The following is a 19,730-nucleotide window of genomic DNA, read 5'->3' as shown; positions in this document are numbered from 1 at the left end:
GGGGCGCGACAAGGGCCGTGGACTCGTCCTTGGGGGCGCTCCGGGTGGTCGCCGTGGCCTGCGGCTTGAGCTCGTTGCGCGCCGACACGCCCTGCGCCGGCTCCATGGAGGAGCACGCGCTCACGAGGCTGGCGCAGAGGAGGGCACCACTGACGAAGGACACGCGGCGCTTCGAGAAGAAAGGGGACATGGGCGGCTCCGGGACGACGGGAGGAAGTCAGCGTGCCCCTGGAAACGGCCGACCTCCGGAATGGGTTTATCCGGTGAATTTTTCCCGGACCCAGGCGTGGGCCGCGCTTGCGTGGGGGGACCCCTTTTGCGACGGTCCCCGGCCATGGAGACGACACGACCGTTCCGGATTCTGGGCATCCAGCAGATCGCCATCGGGGGGCTGGACAAGGGCGCCCTGCGCAAGCTGTGGGTGGACACGCTGGGCCTGACGGCCCACGGCACCTACCGCAGCGAGAAGGAGAACGTGGACGAGGACATCGTCGTGGCGGGCGCGGGCCCCTTCAAGGTGGAGGTGGACTTGATGCAGCCCGTCAATCCCGACGGCCGTCCCAAGGTGCACGACCCGGCGCTCAACCACGTGGGTCTGTGGGTGGACGACCTGGCGGTGGCCGTCAAGTGGCTGGAAGGGCAGGGCATGCGCTTCACGCCCGGCGGCATCCGCAAGGGCGCCGCGGGCTTCGACGTGTGCTTCATCCACCCGAAGGCCAGCGATCAGTTCCCGCTGAGCGGCGAGGGCGTGCTGATTGAGCTGGTGCAGGCCCCGCCGGAGATCATCCGCGCCTTCGAACAGGCCGCAGCCAGCGCGGCGCACTGAGCAGCCACTGTCCGGCGCGCGCGAAGGCCTTCTTCACCGCGCGCTCCACCGGATCCCACGCGACGCACAACACGTACGTGCACGCGATGAGCAGCGCGAGCAGGCCGGAGAACTTCAGCCACCCACTGGAGTCGCCCCACAGCTTCTGGAACGAGAAGACGCCGAAGACGCGGTAGTACAGCAGCATCTCGTGGAAGAAGTACGCGGACAGCGACGCGGTGCCGAACACCTCCAGGAAGCGGCGGGCGCGCGAGGGCTTCGCGTCCGGCGCCATCCGTCCCTCCACCCACAGCAACACGAGCAGCACCGCGCAGACCCACATGAAGCGGGTGGCGGAGTTGGACGGGTTGGTGACGAAGAAGCGGTGCGGCGGATAGAGGTCGTTGAGCACGCGCGGCATCAGCGTGCCCAGAAGGCCCAGCGCGATGAGGAAGCCCAGGGCCCGCGCCAGGCCCTTGCGGCCCCACGCCCCCGCGATGCAGCCCGCGAAGGCGCCCAGCCACGCGAAGCCCACCCACGGCACCAGCGGGAAGGGGGCCCAGTTGGACTTGCGCAGGAACGATGCCCAGGGCTCTCCCGCGGCGTCGCTGAAGGGCGCCAGCGCGAACGCCACCATCGCCAGGACGAAAGCGGTGCCCGCGAGCACGCGCGGGCGCGGGGCGAGCAGCGCGGCCATGGGCAGGGTGAGCAGCAGGCACAGTCCCACGCAGTGGAGGATGTCCAGGCGAAGCAGCCACACGGGCTCGGAGCGGATGGGGAACCACACCCAGTTAACGAGCGCGGCGACGGCGAACACCTCCGTGATGCGGCGCAGGTTGCGGCGCACGCGCTCGTTCAGCACACCCGAGGCGGAGCTGCGCACCATGAGCAGCGCCAGCGCGAACCCGGCGGAGAAGATGAACGCGGGGGCCACCAGCCCGTCCACCTTGAGCAGCCGTCCGGTCCACACGCTCTTGCGCAGCTCGGGGGTGAGCAGCACGAGCGCATGGGTCTGGATCATCACGAGGACGGAGAGGCCGCGCAGCCAGTCGATGGCGCGCACGCGCTCGCGGGAGACGGGGGCGGCGGGGGGCAGGGTACTCACGGGGGGCGCTACCCTACGTCGGTCCCGCGAGCGGTTGCACGCGCCCGCGGGACCGGAAACTCGTTGGACTACCAGCTGACGGCGTCGAGGTAGACCGTGCCCTTCCACGTGCCCGTCGTCTGGAACTCCACGCCCAGTTGGTACAGCGGGGTGGTGGAGCCGGAGGGCAGCTTCACGGTGATGGCGTTCCACGCGCCGGCCTTGAGGCTGCCGACGGCAATCCAGTTGCCCGTCCATCGCCAGTTCGCGGAGGCGCCTTCCAGGGTGTACGGCTGGACGCCGGTGATCTTGCTGCCGGTGGGCAGCCACAGCTGGAACGTCACCGTCTTGCCGGACGGCACGGCCGCGTTGGCCACGGCCACGGTGCCCTTGCCGGACGTGCCGTTGAAGGGCACGGCCAGCGAACGGGTGCCCGCGGAGGCCTTGGCGGTGGTGGTGCTCACGGCGGACAGCGCGGCGCCGCTGGCGCTCCAGCCCTGCGCGTTGGACTCGAAGCCGTACTTCGACGGGTCGGCCGGGGTGCCCGCGTCGGAGGTGCCGGTGCCGCCATCCGTGCCGGCATCCGGACGCGTGCCGCCGTCCACGCCGCCGTCGGTGCCGGCATCCGGACGCGTGCCGCCGTCGGGAGTGCCCGCGTCGACCGGCGGGGTGCCGGCGTCCACGGTGCCTCCATCGGTGGATCCGCCGCCGCCCGGGGGCGGAAGCGTGGTGCCGGCCGCGGGCAGGCTCAGTCCGCCCGCGTTGAGGAACGTGCCCGCGCGCTGCTTCAGGTACGGCTGGCCGTCGGTGCCCTGGTCGTTCTGGTAGGAACTCTGGCCGCCCGCGCCCGCGCCGTACATCAGGGCGACGACGCCTACGTTGGCGAACTTGCGCCGGTGCGCGTCACCGCTCGTGCCGAAGAAGTACTCGGTGCGGTTGTCCTTGTAGCCCTGGCGCGCCCCGCCGCTGTTGTTGATGTTGAGGTGGTTGGAGTTGCCCAGCGGGATCTGCCACAGCATCCAGCGCTTGCCGGAGGTCTGATTCCAGAGGCGCAGCCACTCCGCGTAGCGGTTGTACGAGCGCGACGTGAGCGACGCCGCATCGCTCATGTCCCAGGTGTGATCCGCGCCCTGCGTGAGCCGGTAGAAGTCCGCGTCGCGATCCAGCGGATCGCCCACGACCACGTCGTAGGTGGCGCCGGTGACGTTGGTGCCCAGGCCCAGCGGCTTGAGGAAGTTGACGACCTTGTCCACCTCCGGCTGGAGCGGATCCGTGAGCGAGTTGAACGCGATGTCCTTGCCGCTGGCCCACGCGGAGATGTGCAGGCCCAGCACGACGTTGTTCGCGCCCACGGCCTTGCGCAGCTGGAGGAACGCCAGGCTCCACCCGGCGACGGTGTTGGGCAGGCCCGCGAGCTCCGGCATCCCCGAGGAGGCGATGGCCGCGGGGGCGTTGGGGTTGGAGGCCGTCTGGAACTGGAGGAAGCCGACCGCGTCCGGCTCCACGTGGAGGATGACCGGGCTGCCGAAGGCCTTCGCGCGCTGGAGGAGCAGCTTCACGTCCTCGAAGTAGCTGCGCATGGTGGAGGCGTTCTTCAGCTTCGCGAGCGTCTCGCTCTCGCCACCGCCCGGCTCACCGAAGAGCTGGTAGTAGGTGACGACGGGGACGTAGCCCTGGGCCTTTGACTCGGTGAAGAAGCTGGCCGCCCAGCTGCCGTCACGGGCGCCGTAGCCCCAGTTGTCCGCCCAGCCCTTGGTGAAGTAGCGGTAGCGCGCGTCCCACGGCACGTTGCTGTCGCGCATCCAGTTCTGGCCGGCCTCCTCGAAGAGGCCCACCATCAAGCGATTCTGGAAGGCCGGGGGCACGGGGCCCTGCACACCCGTGGCGGCCTGGGCGGACAGCGCCCCGAGACACGTCAGCGTCAGCAGCGCCGCGAAAGCGCGTCGAATGGTGTTGGTCATGGAGGCGCTAGTACGCCCAGGCGCCCCCAGTCCTTCCGGTGCCGGCCCGCATCCCCCCTGGACGGCCGCTCACCCTCCACGCCACCGGGCGGGCGCCCTTCGACATCGGATATGGACTCCGGAGGTGGGAGAGTCCCCCCCTGCACGTGCGCCTGCGGCGCTAGCGTGCCCATGTTGGATCACCCGGGCATCTTCCGCGTCGAGGGAATGCAGAAGGCGGAAGGTAACAGCTCGCCGCGCCCCGTCTGGACGGGGCGAGGAGGGGCGAGGCCGGAGCCGGAGGAAGAGAGCCCGTCCTTTGCCGCGACGAGGGAGGAGCCGAAGAAGGAGCGCACACCACGATTGGACTCTCGCCAGGCTGCTACGCAGGACGGAAAGCGCTGGACGTGTTCGCTTGCTCGAAGTGTGGAAACAGGAGATGCGCTCATCCAGCGCGCCTTCGCCGCCCTTTCAAAATGTCTCGAGGAAGGTCTTCATCTCGCGCAGCACCTCGTCATGGTTGGTGAGCCAGACGTAGTGCCGCGCGTGCTCGAGCTTGATGCCCTTCCAGTTCGGCATGCTCATCACGCTCAGCATTTCGGCGTCCCGCTGGAGCGCCCTGGCGCTCAGGGTCCTCAACTTCTCCTGCACGGGAAGGTCCATTTGGGAGAAGCCTGGGAGGTCCTCCGCCCGCCCGGACCGAGGCTGATCCACGTAGAGGAAGAGCACGGCCGCCGTCACGGCCGCGAAGTCCACCTGCGAGAAACCCTTCATCACCCGCTCCTCCGCGTGCGGCCACCTGCGGGCGCGCAGGTAGTGCCCGGTCTTCGGATCGAACTCGTTCGCCTCGTCGATCTCGTGCGCGGGGAACGCTCCTCCGACGTCACGCGCGAGCGCGGCGGCGAGCGCGGCGCGTGAGGCCACGTCCTCGGGAGCGGGCTCGCTCGGAGGAGGCATGGGCAGGACCGAAAGGAGCTCCGCCAGCAGGTCACCGTTGGTCCTCACGTCCAGGTAGACCACCTTCTCCACGCGCTCCGGGTGATGGGTTGCCACCCAGGTGAGCTCTGGCCCGGCGGCGGAGTGGCCCACGAATGACGCCTTCGCGATTCCCAGCCCCTCCAGCACCCGGACGACGTCCTCGCCCAGGGTGGCGGTGTCGTAGCCCTGCTCGGGCCAGCTCGACGAGCCAAACCCCCGGCGGGTGACGGCGTAGACGTGATGGGCCGCGGTGAACTCCGGCGCGAAGGTGTCGAACACGTGGCCCGTGTTGCCCAGGCCCGACAGGAAGACGAGCGCGGGTCCCTGGCCTCCGAAGTCGAGCAGCTCGAGCTCGACCCCCTCGGCCACCTTCACCCGCTTCACCTGATGCAACGCGCTGGAGTCGGCAGAAGCCGGGACCGGGACGGACTTCGTCGTCACACAGGCAAACAGCGGCAAGCAGAGGAGGAGGAGTTTTCGCATGGACTGACTCAACTACAGGGAATGCGGAGACCACCAGGGAAGCCCATGGGTAACAGCTCGCCGCGCCCCATCTGGACGGGGCGTGGATGAGCCCCCGCCCGGCTTCGAGGAAGCCGCGGCGGAGCTGGAGAAGACCGTGACGGAAGCGGGGCAGATCCTGGTGGATCTGGGACTCCGGAGCCGCCGTCCTTCGTCGGTTCGTGTGGACGACATCACCACGAGATAGCGGAAGGCTGGGCCGTCATGTGCCCCCCAACGTGGATTGAGGGGCACATCCAGTTTGGCTGTTATGCGACCGAGCTTCGGGGCACGGTGTCCTCGATGCGCCGCAGGCATGCGGTTACGTGCCGCGCCATGGCCTCGACGTTCGGCGGTTCGATCATCGTCTGGTGATTGCCGGGCACGGGCAGCACCTCCAGTCCGTGCCGCACGAGCATCTGCCACGGCTGTTCCGGGTGCAGCGGATGGGGTGGCACGTGGACCTGGGCCTTCAGGTATGTGGCCGCGCCCTCGTACGGCACGGGCGCGTAGCTGAAGAGGGCGCGCATGTGGGCCTTCCACACGTCCAGGAAGATCTCCAGGTCGCGCAGCGAATACGAGTCCGGCACGGTCGCGCCTTCGCGCGCCTGGCGCAGCACCTCCTTCATCTGCTCGTGCGGAGGCATCGCGCGCAGGCGCTGGGCGAGCGTCGGTGTGTCATCTCCGAACATGGCCGCGAGCAGCGCGGCGTCGTCCTCGAACTGCGTCGGCATCTGACCCGGGCCGGGCGTGTCGAGGAAGACGAGCAGCTCCGGAGGAACGCCCAGCTTGAGCATGCGCTGGGCCATCTCATAGACGATGGTGCCGCCCATGGAGAGGCCCACGAGGTAGTAGGGCCCCTGGGGCTGCCACTGGAGCATCAAGTTCAGGTGATGTGACGCGAGCGCCTCGATGCTCGTGAGGGGCGGGCACTCGCCATTCACGCCGGGGGCCTGGAAGCCGTACACCGTGCGGTCGGGGCCGAGCGCCCGCACGAGGTCCTGGTAGCAGAACACCGTGCCGCCCACCGGATGCATGCACCACAGCGGCGGAAGGTCCGAGCGTCCCTGCTGGAGCTGCACGATGCCTTCCGGGAGCGCGGGGCCTGCTTCGGCCACTGGTGCATCCGGCGTGAGCTTCGCCTGGATCCACTGGGCCATCGCCGCGACCGTTGGACTCTGGAAGAGGACCTGGAGCGGGACCTTGAAGGGGAAGTGCTCCGACAGCTTGGACACGAGCTGCGCCGCGAGCAGCGAGTGGCCGCCCAGGTCGAAGAAGCTCGCGGTGACGCTGATGACCGTGCGACCCAGGACCTCCGCCCAGATGTCCGCGATCTGTTGTTCCAGCGGCGTGCGAGGCATCACGCCGGCCTCCTCCGTGTCCGTGGTGTCGGAAGGACGGGGCAGGGCGCGGCGGTCCACCTTGCCGTTCGCGTTGAGCGGCAGTGCGTCCATCAGCACGAACGCGGAAGGGACCATGTGGCTGGGGAGCGAAGCCTGGACGTGAGAACGCAGGTCGCTGGCCGTCACCGTGTCGCGGTACGTGACGTAGGCGACCAGCCGCTTGTCACCAGGCGAATCCTCGCGCACGAGCACCAACACTTCGCGCACGGCCGGGTGCTGGCGCAGCACGGCTTCGATCTCCCCGGGCTCGATGCGGAAGCCGCGCACCTTGACCTGGTGGTCACGGCGTCCCACGAAGTCGAGCGCACCGTCGTGGCGCTGACGGACGAGGTCGCCAGTGCGGTAGAGCCGGGCTCCTGGAGTAGCGGCGAAGGGGTGGGGCACGAAGGCGGTGGCCGTGAGGTCGGGCCGCTCCCAGTAGCCCCAGGCCAGGCCGTCACCGCCGACGAACAACTCACCGACGATGCCCGGTGCCACCGGGTGCAGGTGCGCGTCCAGCACGTAGGCCGTGCTGTTGGAGAGGGGCTTGCCAATGGGCACCGTGCCTGTGACGGACTCCATGACGAGATGCCACGTGCTGAACGTGGTGTTCTCCGTGGGGCCGTAGACGTGCACCAGCCTGCGAGGCCCACCGTGTTCGCGCAGCCGGTTCACGCAAGCCGGGTCCGAGGCCTCGCCGCCGAAGAGGAGCGTGGACAGGCCGTTGAAGGCCGTGGGCTCCATCCGGGCGACGTGGTTGAAGAGGGCCGTGGTGAGGAACAGGGCGGTGATGCGCTCGTCCCGCAGGCCCCGGGCCAGCGTCGCGGGATCGATGATGTCTTCCTTCGAGAACAGGACGAGCGTCGCGCCGTTGAGCAGCGCACCCCACACCTCGAAGGTCGAGGCGTCGAAGGACACCGTCGCGGCCTGGGCCACGCGGTCGCCTGGACCGAAGGGGATGTAGTCCGGATCCATCACCAGCCGCATCACGGCCTGATGCGGAACGCAGACGCCCTTGGGCCGGCCCGTGGAACCGGATGTGTAGATGACGTACGCAGGCTCCAGGGGATGGAAGCGCGTCGCATCGTAGGGCGAGCCGGACTGCGCGGGGGCCTCCAACGCATCGATGCGGATGGGTCCCACGCTGTCTGAAGTGAACCGGATCGAGGATGTCGTGCCCGTGATGATCCGATGCACCTTCGCATCGGAGATCATGAGGGCCAGTCGATCCACCGGGTAGTCCGGATCCAACGGCACGTAGGCGCCACCCGCCTTGAGCACGGCGACGAGCGCCACGATGAGGTCGATGGAGCGCGGCAGGCACACGCCCACGCGGGGCGCATCCGGCCCGATGCCCTGCGCCTTGAGCGTCCACGCGAGCTGATTGGCGCGGGCGTCCAGCTCCGCGTAGGTGAGCGATTGGGCGCCATGCCGCACGGCGATGGCCTCCGGGCGCGTGGCCACCTGGGCTTCGAAGGCCTGCACCAGGGAGCTGTCCCTCGGATAGGGCCGGCTCGTCTCGTTCCATTCCGTGAGGACCTGCTGGCGCTCTGCTTCGGACAGCCAGGGCAGGTCATGGATGGCGGCATCGGGCTGGTGCAGCGCGCCTTCGAGGATGCGACGGAAGTGGTCCGCCATCCGTTCGAGGGCGCGGGGCTCGAACAGCGAGGTCGCGTACTCGAGCGTGCCGCTGATTCCTTCCTGAGTTTCGGTCAGGGCCAGGGTGAGGTCGAACTTGGAGGTCGGGGTCTGGAACTCCAGCGCCTGGACCTGGAGACCCGGAAGCTGGGGCGGTGTCCCGGGCGCGTTCTGCAAGGTGAACATCACCTGCACCAGCGGCCCGTGGCTCAGGGCGCGTTCGACGTGCAGTTCCTCGACGAGCTTTTCAAACGGCAGTTCCTGATGCGCGTACGCGCCCAGCGCCCGGTCCCGCACCTGCCGCAGCACTTCACGGAACGACGCACCGTCGCGCAGGTGGGCCCGCAGCGGCAGCGTGTTGACGAAGAAGCCGATGAGGCCTTCCACCTCCTCGCGGGTGCGGTTGGCGATGGGCGTGCCGACGATGAAGTCCCGCTGCCCGCTGTAGCGCGACAGCAGCAACTGGAAGCCCGCCATCAACGTCATGAACAGCGTGGCTCCTTCCTGGCGGCCCAGGCCCGTCAGTGCGTCGAGCACGGTGCGGGGGAGGGTGAACTCGTGGGTGGAGCCCGCGAACTGCTGCACGGTCGGACGAGGATGGTCGGTGGGCAGCTCCAGGACGTGCGGCGCGTCCGCCAAGTGCTGCTTCCAGAAGTCGAGCTGCCGCTGGAGCACCTCACCCTGGAGCCAATGGCGCTGCCACGCCGCGTAGTCCGCGTACTGCACGGGCAGGGCCGCCAGGTCCGAGGCCCGGCCTGCGTGATGCGCCTGATATCCGGCGGACAGCTCGCGGTAGAGCACGCCCATCGACCAGCCGTCGGACACGATGTGATGCAGGTTGAGCAGCAGCACATGGTGTCCAGCGCCCTCGCGTACCAGGAGGGCGCGGAACAGCGGGCCCTCCGCGAGGTCGAAGGGTGTCTCCGCGTCCTCGCGCAGCAGGGCTTCCGCCTCGGTCCTGGAGGATGCTTCGACCCGGCGAAGGGACACGGGCATCCGGGGGAGGATGCGCTGCACGGGGACTCCTTCCCCCGGGAACACCGTGCGCAGGGATTCGTGCCGGTCCACCAATGCCTGGAGCGCATGCTCCATCGCGTCCACGTTCAGCGTGCCTTCCAGCCGCAGCACCATGGGCATGTTGTACGCGGCCCGGTCCGAGTGGAACTGGTTGAGGAACCAGAGCCGCTCCTGCGCGAACGACAGGGGCGGCGGTCCCTCGCGCTGCCAGGTCCGGAGCGCGGGGCCGGACAGGGACGGGTCCTGCGTGCGGCCTTCCAACGCGCGTGCCATGCCTTCGATGGTCGGGAACTCGAAGAGGGTCCGCACAGGGACAGGAATGCCCAGCGCCTGTGAGGTCCGGGAGACGATCTGCGTGGCCAGCAGCGAATGCCCACCCAGGTCGAAGAAGTTCGCATCGACGGGGACGTGAGCGCGCTGGAGCACCGCGCACCAGATGGCGCTCAACGTCTGTTCCAGGGCAGTCAGGGCCCGTGTGCCTTCCGTTGCCGGCGCCTCGTTGTCTGGCTCTGGCAGCGCACGGCGGTCCACCTTCCCATTGGGCGTCATGGGCAGCGCGTCCAGCAGCACGAACGCGGAGGGGACCATGTGACTGGGAAGCGAAGCCTGGACGTGAGAACGCAGGTCGCTGGCCGTCACCGCGTCGCGGAAGGTGACGTAGGAGACCAATCGCTTGTCACCGGGCGAGTCCTCACGCACGAGCACCAGCGCTTCGCGCACGGCAGGGTGCTGGCGCAGGACGGCTTCGATCTCTCCGGGCTCTATGCGGAAGCCGCGCACCTTGACCTGGTGGTCGCGGCGTCCCACGAAGTCGAAGGCACCGTCGTAGCGCTGACGGACGAGGTCGCCGGTGCGGTAGAGCCGGGCACCCGGCGTGGAGGCGAAGGGGTGGGGGATGAAGGCGGTGGCGGTGAGGTCGGGCCGCTCCCAGTAGCCCCACGCGAGGCCGTCACCGCCGACGAACAGCTCACCGACGATGCCCGGCGCCACCGGATGCAGGTGCGCGTCCAACACGTAGGCCGTGCTGTTGGAGACCGGGCGGCCGATGGGCACCGTCACCGCATCGGGTTCGACGTGTGTCGGAGAGAACCACGTGCTGTACGCGGAGTTCTCCGTGGGGCCGTAGGCGTGAACGATGTGCTCCGGCGCGCTGTCGGAGAGGATGGCGCGGATGCAGGCCGGGTCCGCGGCCTCGCCACCGAAGAGGAGCCACCGAAGGCCCTTCAGCAGCGACGGGTCGGTGCGCGCGACGTGGTGGAGCAGCGCAGTGGTCAGGAACAGGACCGTGATGCCTTCTTCGTGGACCCGCCTTGCGAGCACGGTGGGCTCGATGACCTCTTCCTTCGACAGGAGGACCAGCGTCGCGCCGTTGAGCAGTGCGCTCCATAGCTCGAACGTCGAGGCATCGAAGGCGACCGTGGACGTCTGGGCCACGCGATCCTCGGGACGCAGTTGGATGAAGTCCGGATCGAGGACCAGACGGGCGACGCCCCGGTGCGGAATGCACACGCCCTTGGGCCGGCCCGTGGAGCCGGACGTGTAGATGATGTGCGCCAGGTCATCCCCCGTGCAGACATCCGGAGGCGCATGGCGTTCCATCCCCGCCGGGAGCGCATCCAGCCGCAGGACCGTCCACGGCCCTTCGGGGACCTGACCCGCGAGCGCTGATTCGGTGACGACCGCGACGAGCCGCGCATCCGTGGCCATGAAGGCCAGGCGGTCCGCCGGGTAGTCCGGGTCCAGCGGCACGTAGGCACCCCCTGCCTTGAGGATGGCGACCAGCGACACGACGAGGTCGATGGAGCGCGGCAGGCACACGCCGACACGCGGTGCATCCCGTCCGACGCCCTGGGCCTTGAGCGCCCACGCGAGCGGATTGGCGCGAGCGTCCAGCTCCGCGTAGGTGAGCGCAGCCGAACCGTGACGCACGGCGAGGGCATCCGGGCGCGCGGCCACCTGCGCGTGGAATGCACGCACGAGCGAGGCGTCGCGCGGGTAGGGCCGTGCGGTGTCGTTCCAGGTGGCAAGGACCTGCTGCCGCTCGCCTTCGGACAGCCAGGGCAGGGCATGGATGGCCGCATCGGGCTGATGCAGCACCCCTTCGAGCAGGCGGTGGAAATGCCCGGCCATCCGCTCGATGGTGCGGGGCTCGAACAGCGCGCTCGCGTATTCGAGGACGCCGGAGAGCCCGTCGCCGGTCTCCTCCAGCATCAGGCTGAGGTCGAACTTGGACGTCTGAAGCGACAGCTCCAACGCCTGGACCTGGAGGCCCGGGAGCTGGGGCAGGGTGCCAGGGGCGTTCTGCAGGGCGAACATCACCTGCACCAGCGGCCCGTGGCTCAAGGAGCGTTCGACGTGCAGTTCCTCGACGAGCTTTTCAAACGGCAGTTCCTGATGCGCGTACGCCCCCAGGGCCCGAGCCCGCACCTGACCCAGCACTTCACGGAACGACGCGCCGTCGCGCAGGTGGGCCCGCAGCGGCAGCGTGTTGACGAAGAAGCCGATGAGGCCTTCCAGCTCCTCCCGCGTGCGGTTGGCGATGGGGGTGCCGACGATGAAGTCCCGCTGTCCGCTGTAGCGCGACAGCAGCACCTGGAAGCCCGCCAGCAGCGTCATGTACAGCGTGGCCCCTTCCTCGCGGGCCAGGGCCTCCAGCGACTGACGAAGAGTGGAGGGCAGCGTGAAACGGAATGAGGCGCCGTCGAAGCGCTGCACCGCGGGGCGCGGACGGTCCACGGACAGCTCCAGGACATGCGGCGCGTCCGCGAGCTGCTGCTTCCAGAAATCGAGCTGCTCCTGGAGCACGTCACCCTGGAGCCACTGGCGCTGCCATGCCGCGTAGTCCGCGTACTGCACGGGCAGCGGTGACCGTCGTGGCGACTGGCCCTGGAGACGCGCGCGGTACTCGTCGGACAGCTCGCGGTAGAGCACGCCCAACGACCAGCCATCGGACACGATGTGATGCAGGTTGAGAACCAGCACCGAGCACGTGCCTTCGAGCTGGAGCAGGAGCACCCGGAACAGAGGTCCCCGCGCGAGGTCGAAGGTCTGGTCCGCCTCCTGCCGCAGACGAGCCTGGACCCGCGAGTCCTCCGGTCCCGGCGCGTCGAGCCGCTGGACCTCCAGCGTCAGGACCGGCACCTCGGCGATGTGTTGCGTGGGGCGGTCGCCTTCCGGGAACGTAGTGCGAAGGGACTCGTGTCTCTGCACGAGCGCTTCCAGGCTGGCGCGCAGTACCTCGACGTCCAATGGGCCGTCCAGGCGCAGGGCCATGGGCATGTTGTAGACGCCGGGCACGTCGTGCAGTTGGCCCAGGAACCAAAGCCGCTCCTGCGCGAAGGACAGCGGAAGCGGTTCGGATCCGCGAGGCGCCACGGGGATGCGCGAGTCCTCCCGGTGTCCTTGCGCGAGCAGGCCTTCTACGATCCGGACGAACGCCTCCAGACGCGGGGATTCAAAGAGCGCGCGCACGGAGAGCGGCACGCCCAGCGCCTCCCGCACGCGGGACACCACCTGGGTGGCCAGCAGCGAGTGCCCGCCCAGGTCGAAGAAGTGCGAGTTCGCTCCCACTTCGCGCCCGCCCAGCACGGCGGACCAGATGCTGGCGATTCGTGCTTCGAGCGGGGTCCGGGGCGCGATGAAGTCCTCGGTCGCTGAAGCTCCGGGGACAGGCAGTGCGCGCCGGTCGATCTTCCCGTTGGGCGTGAGGGGCAACGACTCCATCACCACGAACGCGCCAGGCACCATGTGGCCCGGGAGCCGTGCCTGGAGGAACTCACGGAGCACCGCGTCCGTGACGTCCGAGGCCGCTACGTAGGCCACCAGCCTGCGGTCGCCCGGCGTGTCCTCGCGCAGCAGCACAAGTGCCTCTCGCGCTGCGGGGTGCTGTCGCAGGGCCGCTTCGACTTCGCCCAATTCGATGCGGAAGCCGCGCAGCTTCACCTGATGGTCACGGCGGCCCACGTACTCCAGGACGCCATCCACCCGCTGACGGACCAGGTCTCCGGTGCGGTAGAGCCGCGCACCGGGCGTGTCACTGAACGGATGGGGGATGAACTTCTCCGCGGTGAGGTCGGGCCGCGCCCAGTACCCGAGCGCCAATCCGTCGCCGCCCACGAACAACTCGCCTACGACACCGGGAGGAACCAGTTGGAGCCGGGCATCGAGCACATACGCCGTGCTGTTGGCGAGCGGCCCACCGATGGGCACGGATTGGACGCTCGCATGCGGCACGCGGTGCCACGTGCTGAAGGACGTGTTCTCCGTGGGGCCGTACCCGTTGAGCAACGCCGTGGGTCCGCCGTGTGAGAGCACCGCGTTGACGCTGGCGACGTCCGCCGCCTCGCCGCCGAAGATCATCCAGGACAGGTGGCTGAAGGCGTCGGGTCGCGAGCGGGCTACGTGGTTGAACAACGCCGTGGCCAGCACCATGTGCGTGACGCGTTCCTCCTGGAGCCTGCGCGCCAGGACGTCCGGGTCGATGATCTCGTCTCGGGCAAACAGGACCAGCGTGGCACCGTTGAGCAGCGCGCCCCAGACTTCCAGCGTGGACAGGTCGAACGCGATGGTCGTGGACTGCGCCATCCGGTCGCCGGGCCCCAACTGCACGTAGTCCGGGTTGAGCACCAGCCGCACCACGCCCTGATGCGGGATGCACACGCCCTTGGGCCGGCCCGTGGATCCGGACGTGTAGATGATGTGCGCCAGATCCACCGGCATCACGGGCTCGGCCGCCGGTGCTTCCACGGCATCCCACGGCACATCCATGCACACGGGCGTCCACGAACCCGAGGGCAACCCGGACGCCAGCGCCTCGTGCGTGACGATGGCGACCAGCCGCGCATCAGTGGCCATGAAAGCGAGCCGCTCGGAAGGATGCTCCGGATCCAGCGGGACGTAGGCGCCGCCCGCCTTGAGGATGGCAACGAGCGACACGATGAGGTCGAGGGAGCGAGGCAGGCACACGCCCACCTGCGGCGTACGCCGTCCCACCCCGAGCGTCCGCAGCCGCCGGGCCAACTGCTCCGCGCGCGCATCCAGCTCCGCGTACGTGAGCGTCACGGCCCCATGGCTCACGGCGACAGCGTCGGGCCGCCGCGCGACCTGGAGCGCGAAGGCGTCCACGATGGACAGCTCCGAAGGGTAGGGGCGCGCCGACGCGTTCCAGTCCTGGAGCGCCCGCCGCTGCTCCAGCTCCGACATGAAGACGGCGTCCCCGGTCCCACGGTCCGGCGCTTCGACGAAGCAACGCAGCACCTGGAGGTAGTGCTCCGTCAGGCGCTCGATGGTGGCCGCATCGAACAGCGCCGTGGCGTACTCGAGCGTGCCCACGAGCCCGTCGCCGGATTCCTCCAGGGCAAGGAACAGGTCGAACTTGGACGTGCGCGTGTCCAGCGTCAGCGGGGTGACGGTGACGTCCGGGAACTCGAGCCGCGACGTGGGCGCGTTCTGGAGCGCGAACAGCACCTGGATGAGGGGCGTCCGGCTCGCCTCGCGTTCGACCTGGAGCGCTTCGACCAGCTTCTCGAAGGGCAGCTGTTGATGGGCATACGCCCCCAGCGCGCGGTCCCGCACCTGCGCGAGGACCTGGAGGAACGAAGGCTCACCCTCGACGCGGGCACGGATGGGCAGCGTATTGACGAAGAAGCCGATGAGCCCCTCCAGCTCCTTCCGCGTGCGGTTCGCGATGGGCGTGCCCACCACGAAGTCCCGCTGCCCGCTGTAGCGCGACAGCAGCACCTGGAACCCGGTGAGCAGGGCCATGAACAACGTGGCTCCCTCACGGCGGGCCAGTGCCTCCAGTTCCCGGTGCAGCCGGGCCGGCACCGTGAAGCGATGGATGTCGCCCGCGAACCCCTGCACCGCGGGACGCGGCCGGTCGGTGGGCAGCTCCAGCACATGGGGCACGTCCGCGAGCTGCCGCTCCCAGAAGCCCAGCTCCCGCTGGAGCACATCGCCCTGGAGCCATTGGCGCTGCCACGCCGCGTAGTCGGGATACTGGAGGGGCAGGGGCTCCAGGTCCCGAGCGCGGTACGCCGCGGACAGCTCCTGATACAGCACGCCGAAGGACCAGCCGTCGGAGACGATGTGGTGCAGGTTGAGCACCAGCACATGCCGCCGCTCCGCTTCACGGATGAGCAGCGCCCGGAACAACGGACCCCGAGCCAGCTCGAAAGGCCGCTCCGCTTCACGCTGCATGCACGCGAGCGTCTCTTCCTCCGAGCCGGTCTCCGCGCGCTCCAGCGTCACGGGCAGGTGCGCGGCGACGTGCTGGAGGGCGGCGCCTTCGCCAGGGAAGGTGGTGCGCAGGGCTTCATGCCGGTCCACCACGGATTGAAGCGCTTGCTCCAACGCGGCCGTGTCCAGCGGCCCGTCCAGCCGGAACGCGAACGGCAGCGAATACAGCGCGGAGCCCGGCATCCACTGGTCCAGGAACCACAGCCGCTGCTGCGCGAACGACAGCTGTTCCCGCGCGGCATCCGTGCGCGGAGGGATGGGGGCCTCGGTGTGCTCCACCGTCGGCGCGGCTTCCTCCAGCGCGGCGGCGAAGTCTCGCAGGATGGGGTTCGCGAACAGCAAACGCAGCGGCACGGGACGCTGGAGCACATCGCACAGCCGGCCGATGGCCTGCGTGGCCAGGAGGGATTGGCCACCCAGCTCGAAGAAGTCCGCCGTGGCGCCGACCGCGTCCATGCGCAGCACGTCCGCCCAGACCCGAGCAACGGTCTGTTCCAGCGCGGTCTCCGGCGCGACGAAGTCCTCCTCGGCTCCAGGGCAGTCGCGCGGATCCGGCAGTGCCTTGCGCTCCACCTTGCCGTTGGCTGTGAGAGGCATCTCGTCCAGGACGACGATGGCCGAAGGCAGCATGTGCGCGGGCAGATGGTCCTTCAGGTGCGCCCGCAGCATCGGCGCCGTCAGGGGCTCCGATGCCGTCACGTACGCCACGAGCCGCCGGTCGCCCGGCACGTCCTCGCGCACCATCACCACGGCCTCCTGCACGGAGGCCTGCAGGCGCAGCGCCGCTTCGATTTCTCCCGGCTCGATGCGGAAGCCGCGCACCTTGACCTGGTGGTCCACGCGTCCCACGAAGTCCACGGCGCCGTCCTCGAGCCGCCGCGCGAGATCCCCCGAGCGATACATGCGCGCGCCCGGTTCGGTGCTGAAGGGATCCGGCAGGAACCGTTCGGCGGTGAGCTCCGGACGCTCCCAATAGCCCCACGCGACGCCGCTGCCTCCCGTGTACAGCTCACCCACGGCGCCCGTGGGCAGCTCACGGCCCTCCGGGTCCAGCACGTACATCCGTGTGCCGGAGATGGCATGGCCAATGGGCGCGGGCTCGGAGCCGAGCGGCGCGCACAGGAGCTGGCAGCTCGTGAACGTCGTGTTCTCCGTGGGGCCGTAGCAGTTGAAGATGCGCGTGCGCGGCAGGGCCTCCAGCGCCCGGCGCGCATGGGGCAGCGACATCACCTCACCCCCCGTGTAGAGCTGACGCAGCGTCTCCGTGCCCGGCAGGCCCCGGTCCACCAGCGTGTTGAACAGGCCGGTGGTGAGGAACGCCGTCGTCACGCGCTCTTCGCGCAGGAAGTCTCCCAGCTCGTCCAGCGCGGAGGCTCCACGCGAGAACACCGCCACACGGCCGCCGTTGAGCAGCGGACCCCAGAGCTCGAACGTGGACGCGTCGAAGGCCACCGGGGCCAGTTGCAACAGCACTTCATCCGCGCCCAGGTGGACGTAGTCCGCATCCAGCACCAGCCGCAGCACGCCCCGGTGGGGCACGCACACGCCCTTGGGACGGCCCGTGGATCCGGACGTGAAGACGACATAGGCCAGGTCGTCCTCCACGACGTCGCGCGCGACGGGCCCGTCGCTGAAGGCCGCCAACGCATCCGCGTCCGTGTCCAGTCGGAGCGTGTGCCAGTCCCCCGACGGCAGGTGCGACTCCAGCCCGGAATGCGTGACGATGATCCGCACGCGCGAGTCCGTGGCCATGAAGGCCAGCCGCTCCGAGGGGTATTCCGGATCCAGTGGGACGTACGCTCCGCCCGCCTTGAGGATGCCGATCAGCGTGACGATGAGGTCCACTGAGCGCGGCAGGCATACGCCCACCTGTGGCCGTTCGCGGCCCACGCCCCGTGCCTTCAACCATCCCGCGAGCCGGTTTGCTCGCGCATCCAGTTCCGCGTACGTGAGCTGCTGTCCGTCACAGCGGACGGCGATGGCCTGGGGACGGAGCACGGCCTGGGCCTCGAAGGCCCCAGCGATGTTCCGTGGAGCCAGACCCCGTGGGGAGACGGGGGCGTCGACGGTGTCGGTCATGTCGACGCGCCACCCCCGACAAAGGGGGTGGTGAACTCAGGACCGCCCGGGGGAACGCAGGCGGGTCAAACAGGGGCGGCGCGTGTCTCGGATTAAGAGACCCTGAGGCAGTGCACGCAAAAAATTGGCGACACGTGACACCCTGACGCGGTGCTCTCACTCGTGTCTGCCATTTATTCCGTGATCGCTGTCATTTCACGGAGGGCAGATCAATCCGGGTTCAATTGCATCCACATCCTGGAGCGCGAGCAGACACGTGAGCGCGTCCGGATCCACGGAGTCCATCAGGTACGTGCGGCGCCACAGCAGCGCGGCGAAGCGCTTGGGCAGTTGTGAGTCCGGAGCGACGAGCGCGCGGCGCACGCCGTTGCTGCCCACCGCGGCCTGTGCCTGCGCGGCCTCCAGCTTCGCGACCTCGTCGGGGCAGCCTTCCGGGCAGTTGTAGAGGAACACCGCGTGGCCGTGCTCCAGGTTGTGGATCCACGAACAGCGCGGCTGCTCCGTGTCGAAGCTGCGGCACGACAGCCACGTGGGGCAGTGCAGGCCGGAGTTGGGCGGGTTCTCACCGTTGCCACACGCGGTGCTGCTGCACGAACTCACGTGACTGGCCGACGACGTGTCCGACAGCGGGAACGAATACTGCTCGCAGGCTTCGCCACCGGGGTTGGGTGGATCATCGTTCGTTGAACCGCAGGCGAGGCACAGCGAGAAGAGGAGGGCGGAGAGGGCGCGAGGCATTCACGCCGTCATATCGCAACGGCCCTGAGCGCCTCACCCCGGCGCCACGCCACGCCGCTCCACGTCCCGGTCGCTCAGCCCCCGGAAGCCCAATGCATCCATCAGGCGCAGGAAGTCCGCGGGTGGCATGCTGCCGCCCGTGGCCCGCGAATGGCCGTGCGCGAACGAGCTTCCCATCGGCGGAAGGTCCAGGTCCCGCAGCAGCGCGAGCAGGTCCACCGGCGCGCGGCTTCGCAGCACGAAGTTCACGCGGCCGGGCAGGTAGCCCGTGTTGGCGGCGACGACGATGTGGTCCGGCAACAGATGTACCCAGCGCATGGCCACCAGCGGGTGCACCTGCGCCTCGGAGCTGAACAACAGGAGCGCCAGGTTGCCCGCGAAGCGCGGCGGCGTCTTCGCGCACCGGGCAACCTCGCGTTGCACCTCCAGGCGACAGTCGCGCAGCGCGTCCACGCCGGGCACGCGTCCCTCCGCGATGTCCGTCGCGTTGCCCGCGCGCAAGAGCACCTGCATCGCCAGTGGCGCCGCGAGCCGGCTGGAACGACGGGCAGCGTTGAGCAGCGCCACCGCCTCTGTGATGGACGAACGCTTCGCCCGCCGCAGCGCGTCCTTGAGGAACGGCATCGGCGCGTCCACGCCCAGGTCCGCCACTGTCCCCAGCACCGCCAGCCACTCCAGCGGACCGGGCACGACGAACGACGACGTGAGCACGTACGTGAGCAGGCTCGTGTTCGCAACGGGCGCATGGCCGTAGGCGGTGAGCACCTTCGCGCCGGGTGGGAATGCCTCCGACGCGTGATGATCCACCACCAGCGTGGGCACCCCGGGCAAGAGCGGCTCCGCGCGGCTGCCCATGTCCAGCACCACCAGCGCCTCCGTGGAGGAGGCTCCCAGTCGCTCCAGGAAGCCCGGGTGGTGGACGTCCTCTCCCTTGCCCGGCAGGCGCGCTGTCGGCCGGGCCCCCAGGGACTGAAGCGCGCGGAGCATCAGCACTCCGGAGGTGAGCCCGTCCACGTCCGTGTGTGGAACGACGAGCACATGCTTGTCCCGGCACGCTTCCAGGAACTCGCGCGCCTGGTCCATCGCAGCCTCTGGCGCCGGCCAGTGCGCGTCCTTTGTGTGTCCCAGAAGCATGAATCAAAGCTGTCACTGCCTGTAGCGGCACGGCAGGGCGCGCCCGTCGTGGCTGGTTGCCCTCCGGACGGCCCCCCCGGGTCCAGTCATGCGGCGCGTACGTGATGACCGGGCGCGGCATCCACCCGCGATGTCAGCGCTCGCGGACGGCCTGACTTCGCGGGTGCGAGGGCAGGGCACTTCCCATAGTGTCCGCG

8 protein-coding genes and 1 pseudogene are annotated in these 19,730 nt (G+C 69.3%); 2 read left to right on the top strand and 7 right to left on the bottom strand.

Annotated elements, in window-relative coordinates; all coding sequences use genetic code 11:
• A pseudogene (locus D7V77_RS06620) lies at positions 1 to 190 on the bottom strand (VWA domain-containing protein); the annotation flags it as partial.
• A gap of 144 nt (positions 191 to 334) precedes the next feature.
• Here D7V77_RS06620 and D7V77_RS06615 point away from each other — a divergent pair.
• Positions 335 to 826, top strand: a complete 492-nt coding sequence (locus D7V77_RS06615; RefSeq protein WP_014397268.1) for a VOC family protein — start codon at positions 335 to 337, stop codon at positions 824 to 826.
• Here D7V77_RS06615 and D7V77_RS06610 read toward each other — a convergent pair.
• From D7V77_RS06610 to D7V77_RS06600, 3 genes are all read right to left on the bottom strand, one after another.
• Complete coding sequence (locus tag D7V77_RS06610) at positions 783 to 1,910, bottom strand: heparan-alpha-glucosaminide N-acetyltransferase domain-containing protein (protein WP_120575416.1); 1,128 nt, start codon at positions 1,908 to 1,910, stop codon at positions 783 to 785. The two genes, D7V77_RS06615 and D7V77_RS06610, sit on opposite strands and share 44 nt — an antisense overlap.
• A 68-nt stretch (positions 1,911 to 1,978) precedes the next feature.
• Positions 1,979 to 3,850, bottom strand: a complete 1,872-nt coding sequence (locus D7V77_RS06605; RefSeq protein WP_120575415.1) for a hypothetical protein — start codon at positions 3,848 to 3,850, stop codon at positions 1,979 to 1,981.
• 450 nt (positions 3,851 to 4,300) lie between these two features.
• Complete coding sequence (locus D7V77_RS06600) at positions 4,301 to 5,290, bottom strand: alpha/beta fold hydrolase (protein WP_217275866.1); 990 nt, start codon at positions 5,288 to 5,290, stop codon at positions 4,301 to 4,303.
• Positions 5,291 to 5,372: 82 nt separating this feature from the next.
• Here D7V77_RS06600 and D7V77_RS43625 point away from each other — a divergent pair, with 82 nt between their 5' ends.
• On the top strand, positions 5,373 to 5,516 hold the full coding sequence (locus tag D7V77_RS43625; protein ID WP_158624349.1) for a hypothetical protein: 144 nt from the start codon (positions 5,373 to 5,375) through the stop codon (positions 5,514 to 5,516).
• 61 nt (positions 5,517 to 5,577) lie between these two features.
• Here the strand turns inward: D7V77_RS43625 and D7V77_RS06595 are convergent, their stop codons facing one another.
• From D7V77_RS06595 to D7V77_RS06585, 3 genes are all read right to left on the bottom strand, one after another.
• A complete protein-coding gene (locus D7V77_RS06595; protein WP_120575414.1) occupies positions 5,578 to 17,661 on the bottom strand; it encodes a non-ribosomal peptide synthetase in 12,084 nt (4,027 codons plus the stop codon).
• A gap of 195 nt (positions 17,662 to 17,856) precedes the next feature.
• Complete coding sequence (locus D7V77_RS06590) at positions 17,857 to 18,399, bottom strand: DUF3105 domain-containing protein (protein WP_233596728.1); 543 nt, start codon at positions 18,397 to 18,399, stop codon at positions 17,857 to 17,859.
• Positions 18,400 to 18,432: 33 nt separating this feature from the next.
• Entirely contained in the window at positions 18,433 to 19,482 is a 1,050-nt protein-coding gene (locus tag D7V77_RS06585; RefSeq protein WP_233596727.1) for a DHH family phosphoesterase, read from the bottom strand.
• Positions 19,483 to 19,730 lie beyond the last annotated feature (248 nt).

The sequence above is a fragment of the Corallococcus sp. CA041A genome (genome assembly GCF_003612075.1).
Classification (GTDB): Bacteria; Myxococcota; Myxococcia; order Myxococcales; family Myxococcaceae; genus Corallococcus; species Corallococcus exiguus.
Note: the sequence above shows the minus strand (reverse complement) of the source record. Positions and strands in the feature narration are given on the sequence as shown.